Below are 13,461 nucleotides of genomic sequence, written 5' to 3'. Positions count from 1 at the left end.
CGTACCGACTGCCGGTGACACTCCGGCGCGGGCGGCGCGGTTCGTCAGCTCTTGGTGACCTGGAGGTTCCCGTTCCGCACCGCGACCTGGTAGGCGGGCAGCGGCCGGGGGGCCGGGCCGTCCTGCACCGCGCCGTCGGTGACGCCGAACCGGCTGCCGTGGCACAGGCACTGGATCTGGTCCTTGACCACGCCGTTGACCAGGCAGCCGGCGTGCGTGCACTTGGCGCTGAAGGCCTTGTACTCGCCCGCGGCGGGCTGGGTGACCACGACGGCCTGCTCCTTGTAGACCTTGCCGCCGCCGACCGGGACGTCCGCGGCCGGGCCGAGGTCGATCGGGCCGCCGGAGGCCGGGCTCCCGGCGTCGTCCTTGGACGGGGACGAGGAGCACCCGGCGGCCGTGGCGCCCGCGAGCGCGACGGCCGCGCAGCACAGGAGGGTACGGCGGGAGGCGGTGGGCTCGGGCATCTGGACTCCTGGGTGCGGGAATTGGCGCCAGCAACCTAGCACGCGCGGACGGGTCCGCCCGGGGAGCCGCGAGCTCCCCGGGCGGACCCGTCCGCGCGGGCGGTTACTTCTTCTTCCGCTTGGCCGGGGCCGCGTCCGAGACGCCCGGCAGGATGTCGCGCAGGAACTTGCCGGTGTGGCTGGCGGTGGAGGCGGCGACCTCCTCCGGGGTGCCCTCGATGACCACGCCGCCGCCGCCGGAGCCGCCCTCGGGGCCCATGTCGACCAGCCAGTCGGCGGTCTTGATGACGTCGAGGTTGTGCTCGATGACGATGACGGTGTTGCCCTTGTCGACCAGGCCCTCCAGGACCTTGATCAGCTTGCTGATGTCCTCGAAGTGCAGGCCGGTGGTGGGCTCGTCGAGGACGTAGACCGTCCGCCCGGTGGAGCGCTTCTGCAGCTCGGCGGAGAGCTTGACGCGCTGGGCCTCGCCGCCGGAGAGCGTGGTGGCGGGCTGGCCGAGCCGGACGTAGCCGAGGCCGACCTCCTTGAGCGTGCGCAGGTGGCGGGCGATCGCGGGGACGGCCTCGAAGAAGTCGAGCGCCTCCTCGATCGGCATGTTCAGCACCTCGGCGATGGACTTGCCCTTGTAGTGGACCTCCAGCGTCTCCCGGTTGTAGCGGTCGCCGTGGCAGACCTCGCAGGGGACGTAGACGTCCGGCAGGAAGTTCATCTCGATCTTGATGGTGCCGTCGCCGGAGCAGTTCTCGCAGCGGCCGCCCTTGACGTTGAACGAGAACCGGCCGGGCAGGTAGCCGCGGACCTTGGCCTCCTGGGTCTCCGCGAACAGCTTGCGCACGTGGTCGAAGACGCCGGTGTAGGTGGCCGGGTTGGAGCGCGGGGTGCGGCCGATCGGCGACTGGTCGACGTGCACCACCTTGTCGACCAGGTCGGTGCCGGTGATCCGGGTGTGCCGGCCGGGGACGGCGCGGGCGCCGTTCAGTTCGCGGGCCAGGTGGGTGTACAGGATGTCGTTGACCAGCGTGGACTTGCCGGAGCCCGAGACGCCCGTGACGGCGGTGAAGGTGCCGAGCGGGAAGGCGACCGTGACGTCCTTGAGGTTGTGCTCGCGGGCGCCGTGCACCACGATCTGGCGCTTCTTGTCGCGCGGGCGGCGGGCCGCCGGGATCGGGATGCCGCGCTTGCCGGAGAGGTACTGGCCGGTCAGCGACTCCTCGTTGGCCAGCAGCTCCTTCAGCGAGCCGGAGTGCACCACCTTGCCGCCGTGCTCACCGGCGCCGGGGCCGATGTCGACGATCCAGTCGGCGGTCTTGATGGTGTCCTCGTCGTGTTCGACGACGATCAGGGTGTTGCCGATGTCGCGCAGCCGGACCAGCGTCTCGATCAGCCGGTGGTTGTCGCGCTGGTGCAGGCCGATGGAGGGTTCGTCCAGCACGTACAGCACGCCGACCAGGCCGGAGCCGATCTGGGTGGCCAGCCGGATCCGCTGGGCCTCGCCGCCGGAGAGGGTGCCGGCGGCGCGGTTCAGCGAGAGGTAGTCGAGGCCGACGTCGACCAGGAAGCGCAGCCGCTCCAGCACCTCCTTGAGCACCCGCTCGGCGATCTGCTTGTCCCGGCGGTCCAGCCGCAGCGCGCCGAGGAAGTCCGCGCAGTCGCTGATCGACATCGCGGAGACCTCGGCGATCGAGCGGTCCATCACCGTGACGGCCAGCACCACCGGCTTGAGCCGGGTGCCCTGGCAGGTCGGGCAGGGCACCTCGCGCATGTAGCCCTCGAAGCGCTCCCGGCCGGCGTCGCTCTCCGACTCGGAGTGCCGCCGGGTGACGAACGGGACGGCGCCCTCGAAGGCGGTGGTGTAGGCGCGCTCCCGGCCGTACCGGTTGCGGTAGCGGACCTCGACCTGGGTCTTGTGCCCGTACAGCAGCGCCTTCCTGGCCCGGACCGGCAGCCCGGCCCACGGGAGGTCGGTGCGGAAGCCCAGCTCGGCGGCGAGCGCGTCGACCAGCCGCTGGAAGTACTCCTTGGTGGCGCCCTGCGACCAGGGGTGGATGGCGCCCTCGTCGAGCGACTTCTCCTCGTCGGGGACGATCAACTCCGGGTCGACCTCCATCCGGTTGCCCAGGCCCGAGCAGTCCGGGCAGGCGCCGAACGGGGAGTTGAAGGAGAAGGAGCGCGGCTCCAGCTCCTCGAAGGAGACGTCGTCGTACGGGCAGTAGAGGTGCTCCGAGAACATCTTCTCGCGCTCGGGGTCGTCCTCCGGCAGGTCGACGAAGTCGAGCACCACCATGCCGCCGGCCAGCTTGAGCGCGGTCTCCACCGAGTCGGTGAGCCGGCGCTTGGCGCTCGACTTCACGGTGAGGCGGTCGATGACCACCTCAATGGTGTGCTTCTCCTGCTTCTTCAGCGTCGGCGGCTCGGTCAGCTGGACGGTCTGCCCGTCCACCCGGGCCCGGGCGTAGCCCTTGGACTGCAGGTCGGCGAAGAGGTCGACGAACTCGCCCTTGCGCTCCCGGACGACCGGGCTGAGCACCTGGAACCGGGTGCCCTCGGGCAGCTCCAGCACCTTGTCGACGATGGCCTGCGGCGACTGCCGGGCGATCGGGCGGCCGCAGTGCGGGCAGTGCGGCTTGCCGATCCGGGCGAACAGCAGGCGCAGGTAGTCGTACACCTCGGTGATGGTGCCGACGGTGGAGCGGGGGTTGCGGCTGGTGGACTTCTGGTCGATCGAGACGGCCGGGGAGAGGCCCTCGATGAAGTCGACGTCCGGCTTGTCCATCTGTCCGAGGAACTGCCGGGCGTACGAGGACAGCGACTCGACGTAGCGCCGCTGGCCCTCGGCGAAGATCGTGTCGAAGGCGAGGGAGGACTTGCCGGACCCGGAGAGGCCCGTGAAGACGATGAGGGAGTCCCGGGGCAGGTCGAGCGAGACGTTCTTGAGGTTGTGCTCGCGTGCACCGCGGACGACGAGGCGGTCTGCCACTGCTACTGGCGCCTTTCTCCGGGTCGGAGGGAGGTCGGAGGGAGTCGGTGAGAGGTCGTTGGGAAGTCGGTGGGAGGGAAGGACGGGTTTCTTCCAGGATGCGCCAACAACCGTACTGGCTCATTCGTTCGAATCTGAGCCCGTCCAGTCGGAGCCACCCGTACGGGTGAAGGGCATCCGCGCTCGACGGTAGCGTCAACGACTGACAACCGGCCCCGGCAACGCCCGGGGCCCGTCCCAGCACCGCCTCGACCCGTACCACCGACCGTCGAAAGGCACCGCCCGATGAGCGACCCCACCACCGCCCCCACCAGCCCCGAGGCCGCCGCCGAGGCCGCCGAGGAGCAGCTGAGGGCCACCGCGGAGAGCACCGAGCTGCTGCTGCACACCCTGGCCGAGCTGGAGCCGGCCGCGCTGGCCGAGCCGGCCGCCCTGCCCGGCTGGACCCGCGGGCACGTGCTGACGCACCTCGCCCGGAACGCGGACTCGCTGGTCAACCTGCTGACCGGGGCCCGCACCGGCGAGCGGATCCCGCAGTACGCCACGCCGGAGAGCCGGGACGCCGACATCGAGGCGGGCGCCGGGCGCCCGCTGGCCGAGCAGCTCGCCGACGTCCGCGACAGCCAGCGGCGCTTCCTGGCGGCCGCCGCGCTGCTGGCCCCCGCGCACTGGACCGCCCCGATCACCCACCGCTCGGGCCAGGTCTTCCCGGCCTGGCAGATCCCGGCGAAGCGGCTGGCCGAGCTGGAGTACCACCACGTCGACCTGAACGCCGGCTACACCCCGGCGCACTGGCCGGAACCGTTCGCGATCGCCGAGTTCCGGCGGCTGGGCGCCCGCTTCGGCGCGGAGCCGGGGCTGCCCGGCGTGCTGCTGGTCGCCGAGGACGCCGGGCTGACGGCCCGGATCGGCGGCGAGCCGTCCGGGCTGACCGCCGAGGGCCCGGTCCGGGCGCTCACCGGCTGGCTCTCCGGCCGCTCGAACGGGGACGGCCTGCAGGTGCACCGCGGTGACGAGGGCCTGGTCGACCCCCGCGACGCCCTGCCGGCGCTCCCCCCGATGGGATGATGGAGGACGGTTGACGCAGGACCACCCCCAGCGGCGAACGAGGAGCGGCGTGATGACGTACCACGGAACGGTGAAGGTCGGCGGGGCGCCGGACGTCCGGGAGCTGGCCCACCTGATCGTCACCAAGGTCGCGGTCGGCCCGCACGACAACAACGCCTACCTGCTGCGCTGCCGGGCCACCGACGAGCAGCTGCTGATCGACGCGGCGGCCGACGCCCCGGTGCTGCTGGAGACGGTCGGCCCCCGGCTGGCCGCGGTGGTCACCACCCACCGCCACCGCGACCACTGGGGCGCGCTGGCCGAGGTGGTGGCCGCCACCGGCGCCCGCACCATGGCCGGGCGGATCGACGCGGAGGGCATCGACGTGCCCACCGACCTCGCCCTGGAGGACGGCTCGGTGATCCGGATCGGCCGGATCGAGCTGACCGTGCGCCACCTGGTGGGCCACACCCCGGGCGCGATCGTGCTGGTCTACGACGACCCGCAGGGCCACCCGCACGTGTTCACCGGCGACTGCCTGTTCCCGGGCGGGGTGGGCAACACCTGGAACGACCCGGCCGCCTTCGACTCGCTGTTCCGGGACGTCAACGAGAAGGTCTTCGACGTCCTCCCGGACGAGACCTGGGTCTACCCGGGCCACGGCGCCGACACCACCCTGGGCGCCGAGCGCCCGCACCTGGCCGAGTGGCGCGCGCGCGGCTGGTGAGCCAGCGCACCGCCGCCGGGGCCCCGCCGGACGGATTCCGGCGGGGCCCCGGCGGCGGCGGGGGAGGTCAGGCGTCGATCTTCTCCGGCGCCCCGGCCGGCTCGGCGGCCTCCTGCCTCCTCGCGGCCACCAGGCTGGTGACGGTGGTGACCGCCAGGGTCACCACGATGAAGCCCAGCGAGACCGGGATGCTGATCTCCGGCACGTGCACGCCGCTCTCGTGCAGCGCGTGCAGCACCAGCTTGACGCCGATGAAGCCGAGGATCACCGACAGGCCGTACGACAGGTGCACCAGCTTCTTCAGCAGGCCGCCGATCAGGAAGTACAGCTGGCGCAGGCCCATCAGGGCGAAGGCGTTGGCGGTGAAGACGATGTACGGGTCCTGGGTGAGGCCGAAGATCGCCGGGATCGAGTCGAGCGCGAACAGCACGTCGGTGGTGCCGATCGCCAGCATCACGATCAGCATCGGGGTGACCAGCCGGCGGCCGTTCTCGACCACGGTGAGCGCGGTGCCGCGGTAGTCGGCGGTGGACGGGACGCGCCGCTGGATCGACTTGAGCAGGCGGTTCTCCTCGAACTCCTCCTCTTCCTCGTCGGCCCGGGCCTCCTTGATCAGCTTCCAGGCCGTCCAGACCAGGAAGGCGCCGAAGAGGTAGAAGATCCAGGAGAACTGCGAGACCAGCGCGGCGCCGCCGGCGATGAAGACCGCCCGCAGCACCAGGGCGATGATCACGCCGAACATCAGCACCCGCTGCTGGTAGATCCTCGGCACCGCGAACTTGCCCATGATCAGGATGAACACGAACAGGTTGTCGACGCTGAGCGACTTCTCGGTGATGTACCCGGCGAAGAACTCACCGGCCGGCTTCCCGCCGCCGTACCACCACAGGAAGCCGCCGAACACCGCGGCCAGGGCCACCCAGACCGCCGTCCAGACGCCGGCCTCCTTCACCGAGACCTCGTGCGGCTTGCGGCCGCCGATGAAGAAGTCGGCCACCACCAGGGCGACCAGCACCCCGATGGTGCCGATCCACAGGCCTACGGAAACGTCCATGTCTGCTCCTCCGGCAGATAGGCGAACACTCGTCACTGCCGGAGGTCTCTTCCGCCGCGCGGCCGGCCCGCCACGGGCGCCGCGCGGCCAGCGCCCCGGGACGCCGCGATGGGCGTCCGTGATGACGGGGTCGCTGAACGGGGAATACTCCCCTCCGCTCCCAGTAGGTTAACAGGAAGCCCAAGAGAAGGTAAAGAAGGTAAAGAAGTCCCCTCCGTCGAAGGGTCGGACGGTCAGGACAGGAAGGGCTCGATGAAGGGCAGCATGTCCCGGAAGGTGCGGCCGCTGGCGGGGGCGCCGATCGCGGTCATCTTCCAGCCGCCCTCGCCGTCCCGCTCGACCTTCGCCATGATCTGGCCGGTGTGCGGGCCGCCGCCGGCCAGCTCGTAGCGGGCCAGCTCGCGGCCGGTGGTCTCGTCGACCAGCCGGCAGTGCGCGTTCTGCACCTCGGTGAAGTTCTGGCCGGTGTAGGAGCTGACGGTGAACACGATCTGGGTGACCCGGCGCGGCACCTTGGTCAGGTCGACCATGACGCTCTCGTCGTCCTCGCCCGCGCCCGCGCCGCCGACCAGGTTGTCGCCGGTGTGCTGGACCGAACCGTCGTTGCTGACCAGGTGCGAGAAGAACACCACGTCGCTCATCACCTTGCCGTCGTACAGCAGGGCGGACGCGTCGAGGTCGATCTCCTTGGGGCGGCGGCTGAAGAAGCCGCGTTTGCCCGGGGCCGACTTCCAACCGAGGCCCATCCGGACCACGGTCAGGGTCTCGCCGGTGGACTTCAACAGACTGACGCTCTGGCCCTTGGCCAGGTTCACGGTCATGCTGCCGACCTCTGCTTCCTCCGGGCCCCGCCCGGCGTCCTCACCGCACTCCGGCCGCACCCGGAGCATCCGGGCCCCGGGCGGACCGCGCCCCACCCTACGCCGACGCCCCGGCCGGGCGGCCCGGACGGACGGGACTGTGGCCAAACTACGACACAACGGCACCCGCCGGACGGCGAATGAGCGCCGTCCGGCCACGCGTGCCGCCGGATCAGGCCATTCCGGCCTCGCGCATCTGGCGCAGCTCGCGCTTGAGCTCCTTCACCTCGTCGCGCAGCCGGGCCGCCGCCTCGAACTGCAGCTCCGCGGCGGCGGTGTGCATCCGCTCGGTCATCTGCTGGATCAGCTCGGCGAGTTCGGCCGCGGGCAGGCTCTTGGCGGGCTTGCGGTCGATGCCGAGCGCCGGGACCGGCGCCTTGCCCCTGCCCTGCTGCCGGTAGCCGGTGGCGAGCAGCTCCTCGGTGTCGACGTCCTCCCCGGACATGCTGGAGAGCAGGTCGCCGATCTTCTTCCGGAGCGGCTGCGGGTCGATCCCGTGCTCCTCGTTGTACGCCTGCTGGACGGCGCGGCGGCGGTTGGTCTCGCTGATCGCCAGGTCCATCGCCGGGGTGATCTTGTCGGCGTACATGTGCACCTGGCCGGAGACGTTGCGCGCCGCGCGGCCGATGGTCTGGATCAGCGAGGTGCCGGAGCGCAGGAAGCCCTCCTTGTCCGCGTCCAGGATCGCGACCAGCGAGACCTCGGGCAGGTCGAGGCCCTCGCGCAGCAGGTTGATGCCGACCAGCACGTCGTACTCGCCGGCCCGCAGCTCGCGCAGCAGCTCGATCCGGCGCAGCGTGTCGACGTCGCTGTGCAGGTAGCGGACCCGGATGTCGAGGCCGAGGAAGTAGTCGGTGAGGTCCTCGGCCATCTTCTTGGTGAGCGTGGTGACCAGGACCCGCTCGTCCTTCTCCACCCGCTGCCGGATCTCGTGCACCAGGTCGTCGATCTGGCCCTCGGTGGGCTTGACGATCACCTCGGGGTCGATCAGGCCGGTCGGGCGGATGATCTGCTCGACCTGGCCGTCGCCCCGGGCCAGCTCGTACTTGCCGGGGGTGGCCGACAGGTAGACGGTCTGGCCGATCCGCTCCTGGAACTCCTCCCACTTCAGCGGCCGGTTGTCCATCGCCGAGGGCAGCCGGAAGCCGTGCTCGACCAGCGTGCGCTTGCGCGAGGCGTCGCCCTCGTACATCGCGCCGATCTGCGGGACGGTGACGTGCGACTCGTCGATGACCAGGAGGAAGTCCTCCGGGAAGTAGTCGAGCAGGGTGTTCGGCGGGGAGCCGGGCTCGCGGCCGTCGAAGTGCATCGAGTAGTTCTCGACGCCCGAGCAGGTGCCGATCTGGCGGAGCATCTCGATGTCGTAGGTGGTGCGCATCCGCAGCCGCTGGGCCTCCAGCAGCTTGCCCTGCTTCTCCATCCGGGCCAGCGACTGCTCCAGCTCGGCCTCGATGCCGCCGATCGCCCGCTCCATCCGCTCCGGGCCGGCCACGTAGTGCGAGGCGGGGAAGACGTAGACCGAGTCGTCCTGGCTGATCACCTCGCCGGTCAGCGGGTGCAGCGTGTACAGCGCCTCGATCTCGTCGCCGAACATCTCGATCCGGACGGCCAGCTCCTCGTACACCGGGAAGATCTCGACCGTGTCGCCGCGGACCCGGAAGGTGCCCCGGGTGAAGGCCAGGTCGTTGCGGGTGTACTGGATGTCGACGAAGCGGCGGAGCAGGGCGTCCCGGTCGACCTCCTCGCCGACCTTGAGCCGGACCATCCGGTCGACGTACTCCTGCGGGGTGCCGAGGCCGTAGATGCAGGACACCGAGGCCACCACCACGACGTCCCGCCGGGTGAGCAGGCTGTTGGTGGCGGAGTGGCGCAGGCGCTCGACCTCCTCGTTGATCGAGGAGTCCTTCTCGATGTAAGTGTCCGTCTGCGGGACGTACGCCTCGGGCTGGTAGTAGTCGTAGTACGAGACGAAGTACTCGACCGCGTTGTTCGGCAGCAGCTCGCGGAACTCGTTGGCCAGCTGGGCGGCCAGCGTCTTGTTCGGCGCCATCACCAGGGTGGGGCGCTGCAGCTTCTCGATCATCCAGGCCGTGGTGGCCGACTTTCCGGTGCCGGTCGCGCCGAGCAGGACGACGTCCTTCTCGCCCGCGCGGACGCGGCGCTCCAGCTCGGCGATGGCCGCCGGCTGGTCGCCGTTGGGCTGGTAGGGGCTGACGACCTCGAAGGGCGCCACGGACCGCTCGATACTCGTGATGGGACGCACGCCCCCCACGGTACGGCCGGGCACCGACAACGCGTCGACTACCTGGCGGAGTCCCGGGCCAGCGCGACCAGCCGGGAGACCGCCCGGAGGTACTTCTTCCGGTAGCCGCCGCGCAGCATCTCCTCGGTGAACACCCGGTCGAACGGCACGCCGGAGGCGGTGACCGGCAGCTCCCGGTCGTACATCCGGTCGGCCAGCACCACCAGCCGCAGCGCGGTCGCCTGGTCGTCCACCTGCCGCACGCCGCGCAGGAACACCGCGCCGACCTCGTCCAGCAGCGCGCCGTACCGGCTGGGGTGCACCTCCTTCAGGTGCTCCAGCAGGGCGTCGAAGTCGTCCAGCGAGGCGCCCGGGGTGCGGGCCGCGCGGGCGGTCACCTCGGCGTCGTCGTACGGCGGCGGGGCGTCCGGCAGGCCGCGGTGGCGGTAGTCCTGGCCGTCGATCCGGACCGGGCGGAAGTGCGCGGACAGGCCCTGGATCTCCCGCATGAAGTCGGCGGCGGCGAACCGGCCCTCGCCGAGCTTCTCCGGGAGGGTGTTCGAGGTCGCGCACAGCCTGACGCCGTTCTCCACCAGCCGGCCCAGCAGCGTGGACACCAGCACGGTGTCGCCCGGGTCGTCCAGCTCGAACTCGTCGATGCACAGCAGCCGGTGCGAGCTGAGCGTCCTCACCGCGCCCTGGAAGGTCAGCGCGCCGACCAGGTTGGTCAGCTCGACGAAGGTGCCGAACGCCTTCGGCCCGGGGACGGAGTGCCACAGCGAGGCCAGCAGGTGGGTCTTGCCCACGCCGTACCCGCCGTCCAGGTAGATCCCGGCCGGTCCGGCGGGCGCGGGCGCGGAGCGGCGGAACCAGCTCCGCTTCGGCGGCTCGGCGGCGCCGTTCAGCCCGGCGGCGAAGGACTCCAGGACCTGCACGGCCTCGTACTGGCTCGGCTGCGAGGGGTCCGGCAGGTAGCTGCCGAAGCTCACCCCGGCGAAGCGCGGCGGCGGCACCATCTCCGCGACCAGCCGCTCGGCGGGCACCACGGGACGCCGGTCGGTCAGGGCTATCGCGGTGCGGATATCGGACTCCGGGGCAGCAGACACGAGACAACAGGGTACTCGCGCGGGACGGGCCGCCGCGCTGGCGCTCCCCCCGGGCCGCCGCCGCGCCTGCCAGACTCGGAGCCATGGAGCAACTGATCGGCGACACCCCCGGCACCCCCGGCGGACTGGAGTGGCTGGCGCGGGCGTACGCGTACCCGGAGGCGGGCCGGTGGCTGCGGGCCAACATGGTGAGCTCGCTGGACGGCGCGGCCCGGCTGGACGGCCTCTCGGAGGGGCTCTCCAGCGAGGCGGACAAGCGGATCTTCGGCGTGCTGCGGGCGCTGTGCGACGTGGTGCTGGTGGGGGCCGAGACGGTCCGGGCGGAGGGCTACCGGCCGGGCCGGGCCCGGCCGGACTTCGCGGCCGCGCGGGCGGCCGCGGGCCAGCTGCCGGCACCGGTGATCGCGGTGGTCTCGCGCAGCCTGGAGCTGGACCTCTCGGCGCCGCTGTTCACCGAGCCGCTGGTGCCGACCGTGGTGGTGACCACCGTCGACGCGCCGCCCGCGAGGCTGGCCGAGGTGGCCGCCGCGGCCGATGTGATCACCGCAGGAACGGGCTCGGTGGACCTCCCCCGGGCGGTCGCCGCGCTCACGGAGCGTGGCTGGCGCCGGCAGCTCACCGAGGGCGGCCCCCGCCTGCTCGCACAGCTCGCGGCGGACGGCCTGCTGGACGAGTTGTGCCTCTCGGTGGCGCCCCTGGTGACGGCGGGTGATTCACCGAGGATCGTGAACGGGCCGGGAATCCCGGACGTCCGGCCGATGCGGCTGCTGTCATTGATCGAGGAGAAAGGTTTCCTCTTCACCCGCTATCTACGGCCGACCGATCCGGACCGCTCCCCGAGCGACCCCGCCCGCACCCGGGACACTTCCTGACCGATGTGGACCACGTGGTCCGTGTGGCGCGTGTGCAGCGTGAGGAATCCTTCCTCCGGGCACTATGAAGGAGGGAGCAGGAGCCGGACCCGGGGGCCCGCACCAGCCGGAAGGGACTCACGTGTTCAAGACCGTACTGATGATCGAAAAGGCGCTCTCCGACGCCGACGTGGAGCTCGTCACCACGCTCCACGGCGAGGAGAAGGTCTCCTTCGTCGTCCTGATGCAACCGCGCGGCAAGCAGGACGAACTGCTGCGCGCCCTGGACGACGTGGCCCTCGGCCATCTGGACCAGGCGGTGCACGAGCACGACGACGGCGCGGACGCCGCGCCCACCCTCGCGGGCGAGTCCCTGGAGCACAGCCTGCGCCACCTGCGCCGGGCCGGGGCGGAGGCGGTCGGCGAGGTGGTCGAGGCGCACCCGCTGGCCCGGCTGCGCGAGGCCGTCGAGGAGAACGCCGCCGACGAGGTGCTGGTGCTGACCTCGCCGCACTTCGTCGAGGAGTTCTTCCACCGCGACTGGGCCTCCCGCGCCCGGCACGAGGTCGGCGTCCCGGTGCTGAAACTGTTCGCCAGCGAAGCCTGAGCGGAGCCCGGCCGGCCTCCCGGTTAGGGCAGAATCGTCCCGTGGACCCGCGAACGCCCGGCGGGTTCCACGGGACGATCCCGCCTCCTCACGCCCGTACGGAGCCAGCCTTGAACGACGCCGCCCACGACCTGCACGCCCCGCACTTCATCGGCATCGGCGGCGCCGGCATGTCCGGCCTGGCGAAGATCCTCGCGGTGCGCGGCGCGACCGTCTCGGGCTCCGACGCGAAGGAGTCGGAGACCGTGCGGGCGCTGCGCGAGCTGGGGGCGACGGTGTTCGTCGGGCACGCGGCGGAGCACCTGCCGGCCGGGACGAGCAGCGTGGTGGTGTCCAGCGCGATCCGGGCGGACAACCCGGAGCTGGTGGCGGCGCGCGAGCGCGGCGTCCCGGTGGTGCACCGGTCGGACGCGCTGGCGGCGCTGATGGGCGGCCGCCGGGCGCTGGCGGTGGCGGGGACGCACGGCAAGACCACGACCACCTCGATGCTCGCGGTCAGCCTGGGCGAGCTGGGCCTGGAGCCCTCGTACGCGATCGGCGGCGACCTGGACGCGCCGGGCTCGAACGCGCACCACGGGGCGGGCGAGATCTTCGTCGCGGAGGCGGACGAGAGCGACCGCAGCTTCCACAAGTACGCGCCCGAGGTGGCGATCGTGCTGAACGTGGAGCTGGACCACCACGCGAACTACGCGTCGATCGAGGAGATCTACGAGTCCTTCGAGACCTTCGTCGGCCGGATCCGGCCCGGCGGCACCCTGGTGGTCTCGGCCGACCACGCGGGCGCCCGCGAGCTGACCCGGCGGGTGGCGGGCCGGGAGGGGCTGAACGTGGTGACGGTCGGCGCCGCCGAGGACGCCGACGTGCGGGTGCTGGAGGTCGCGGCGCGCGGCATGACCAGCGAGGTGACCGTCGAACTGGGCGGCGAGCGGCTGGTGTTCACCGTCTCGGTGCCGGGCCGGCACTACGCGCACAACGCGGTCGCGGCGCTGGCCGCGGGCGTCGCGCTGGGCGTCCCGGCGGAGGGGCTGGCGAAGGCGCTGGGCGCGTACACCGGGGTGCGGCGGCGGCTGCAGCTGAAGGGCGAGGCGCGCGGGGTGCAGGTGATCGACTCGTACGCGCACCACCCGACCGAGATGGCGGCCGACCTGGAGGCGATCCGGGAGGCGGCGGGCGCGGGCCGGGTGCTGGTGGTGTTCCAGCCGCACCTGTTCTCCCGGACCCAGCAGCTGGCCGGGGAGATGGGGCAGGCGCTGGCGCTGGCGGACGCCTCGGTGGTGCTGGACATCTACCCGGCGCGCGAGGACCCGATCCCGGGCGTCACCGCCGAGCTGATCATCGACGCGGCCCGCCGGGCCGGGGCGGACGTCCGGGCCGAGCACGACTTCGCGGCCGCGCCCGCGCTGCTGGCCGCGCTGGCCGCGCCGGGCGACCTGGTGCTGACCATGGGCGCCGGCGACGTCACCAACCTGGGGCCGGAAATTCTGGCGGCCCTGGCGGACGTTGCACCTGCTGTCTGACGC

The 13,461-nt window shown here is 71.9% G+C and carries 11 protein-coding genes; 5 read left to right on the top strand and 6 right to left on the bottom strand.

From position 1 onward, the window contains the following. Window positions 1-44 precede the first annotated feature (44 nt). Window positions 45-467 (bottom strand): Rieske (2Fe-2S) protein, encoded by a 423-nt coding sequence (locus ACZ3J7_RS17880; protein ID WP_465621782.1) that lies wholly within the window; start codon window positions 465-467, stop codon window positions 45-47. A 103-nt stretch (window positions 468-570) separates the two neighbouring features. Beyond that, window positions 571-3,447 (bottom strand): excinuclease ABC subunit UvrA, encoded by a 2,877-nt coding sequence (gene uvrA, locus ACZ3J7_RS17875; protein ID WP_465621780.1) that lies wholly within the window; start codon window positions 3,445-3,447, stop codon window positions 571-573. Window positions 3,448-3,732: 285 nt separating this feature from the next. Between uvrA and ACZ3J7_RS17870 the strand changes: the two genes are divergently transcribed. Next, complete coding sequence (locus ACZ3J7_RS17870; protein ID WP_465621778.1) at window positions 3,733-4,515, top strand: maleylpyruvate isomerase family mycothiol-dependent enzyme; 783 nt, start codon at window positions 3,733-3,735, stop codon at window positions 4,513-4,515. 52 nt (window positions 4,516-4,567) lie between these two features. Continuing rightward, complete coding sequence (locus ACZ3J7_RS17865; RefSeq protein ID WP_465621776.1) at window positions 4,568-5,221, top strand: MBL fold metallo-hydrolase; 654 nt, start codon at window positions 4,568-4,570, stop codon at window positions 5,219-5,221. A 67-nt stretch (window positions 5,222-5,288) separates the two neighbouring features. On the opposite strand, the gene ACZ3J7_RS17860 is transcribed toward ACZ3J7_RS17865, so the two are convergent. The 4 genes from ACZ3J7_RS17860 to zapE form a co-directional block, all read right to left on the bottom strand. Then, the gene (locus ACZ3J7_RS17860; protein WP_465621774.1) at window positions 5,289-6,275 is read right to left on the bottom strand and encodes a TerC family protein; all 987 of its coding nucleotides are present in this window, start codon (window positions 6,273-6,275) and stop codon (window positions 5,289-5,291) included. A gap of 233 nt (window positions 6,276-6,508) precedes the next feature. Further along, on the bottom strand, window positions 6,509-7,096 hold the full coding sequence (locus ACZ3J7_RS17855; RefSeq protein WP_465621772.1) for a TerD family protein: 588 nt from the start codon (window positions 7,094-7,096) through the stop codon (window positions 6,509-6,511). Window positions 7,097-7,307: 211 nt separating this feature from the next. Next, complete coding sequence (uvrB, locus tag ACZ3J7_RS17850) at window positions 7,308-9,398, bottom strand: excinuclease ABC subunit UvrB (protein ID WP_465621770.1); 2,091 nt, start codon at window positions 9,396-9,398, stop codon at window positions 7,308-7,310. 38 nt (window positions 9,399-9,436) lie between these two features. Then, window positions 9,437-10,393 (bottom strand): cell division protein ZapE, encoded by a 957-nt coding sequence (gene zapE, locus ACZ3J7_RS17845; protein WP_465622137.1) that lies wholly within the window; start codon window positions 10,391-10,393, stop codon window positions 9,437-9,439. 173 nt (window positions 10,394-10,566) lie between these two features. On the opposite strand from zapE, the gene ACZ3J7_RS17840 reads away from it, so the two are divergent. From ACZ3J7_RS17840 to murC, 3 genes are all read left to right on the top strand, one after another. Continuing rightward, window positions 10,567-11,355, top strand: coding sequence for a pyrimidine reductase family protein (locus tag ACZ3J7_RS17840; protein ID WP_465621768.1), 789 nt, complete (start codon window positions 10,567-10,569; stop codon window positions 11,353-11,355). 121 nt (window positions 11,356-11,476) lie between these two features. Continuing rightward, entirely contained in the window at window positions 11,477-11,941 is a 465-nt protein-coding gene (locus ACZ3J7_RS17835; protein ID WP_465621766.1) for an indole-3-glycerol phosphate synthase, read from the top strand. A gap of 110 nt (window positions 11,942-12,051) precedes the next feature. After that, entirely contained in the window at window positions 12,052-13,458 is a 1,407-nt protein-coding gene (gene murC / locus ACZ3J7_RS17830; RefSeq protein ID WP_465621764.1) for a UDP-N-acetylmuramate--L-alanine ligase, read from the top strand. Window positions 13,459-13,461: the final 3 nt, after the last annotated feature.

It is taken from the genome of Kitasatospora sp. NPDC015121, assembly GCF_055562955.1.
The sequence above is the reverse complement of the archived record's forward strand: the minus strand, read 5'-3'. Positions and strand labels throughout refer to the sequence as shown.

Excerpts from the sequence above, each read along its gene's own strand:
- ACZ3J7_RS17865 (WP_465621776.1), top strand. The coding sequence starts at position 4,568 with ATGACGTACCACGGAACGGTGAAGGTCGGCGGGGCGCCGGACGTCCGG.
- ACZ3J7_RS17840 (WP_465621768.1), top strand. The coding sequence starts at position 10,567 with ATGGAGCAACTGATCGGCGACACCCCCGGCACCCCCGGCGGACTGGAG.
- ACZ3J7_RS17860 (WP_465621774.1), bottom strand. The coding sequence starts at position 6,275 with ATGGACGTTTCCGTAGGCCTGTGGATCGGCACCATCGGGGTGCTGGTC.
- ACZ3J7_RS17880 (WP_465621782.1), bottom strand. The coding sequence starts at position 467 with ATGCCCGAGCCCACCGCCTCCCGCCGTACCCTCCTGTGCTGCGCGGCC.
- ACZ3J7_RS17870 (WP_465621778.1), top strand. The coding sequence starts at position 3,733 with ATGAGCGACCCCACCACCGCCCCCACCAGCCCCGAGGCCGCCGCCGAG.
- ACZ3J7_RS17855 (WP_465621772.1), bottom strand. The coding sequence starts at position 7,096 with ATGACCGTGAACCTGGCCAAGGGCCAGAGCGTCAGTCTGTTGAAGTCC.
- zapE (WP_465622137.1), bottom strand. The coding sequence starts at position 10,393 with ATGGTGCCGCCGCCGCGCTTCGCCGGGGTGAGCTTCGGCAGCTACCTG.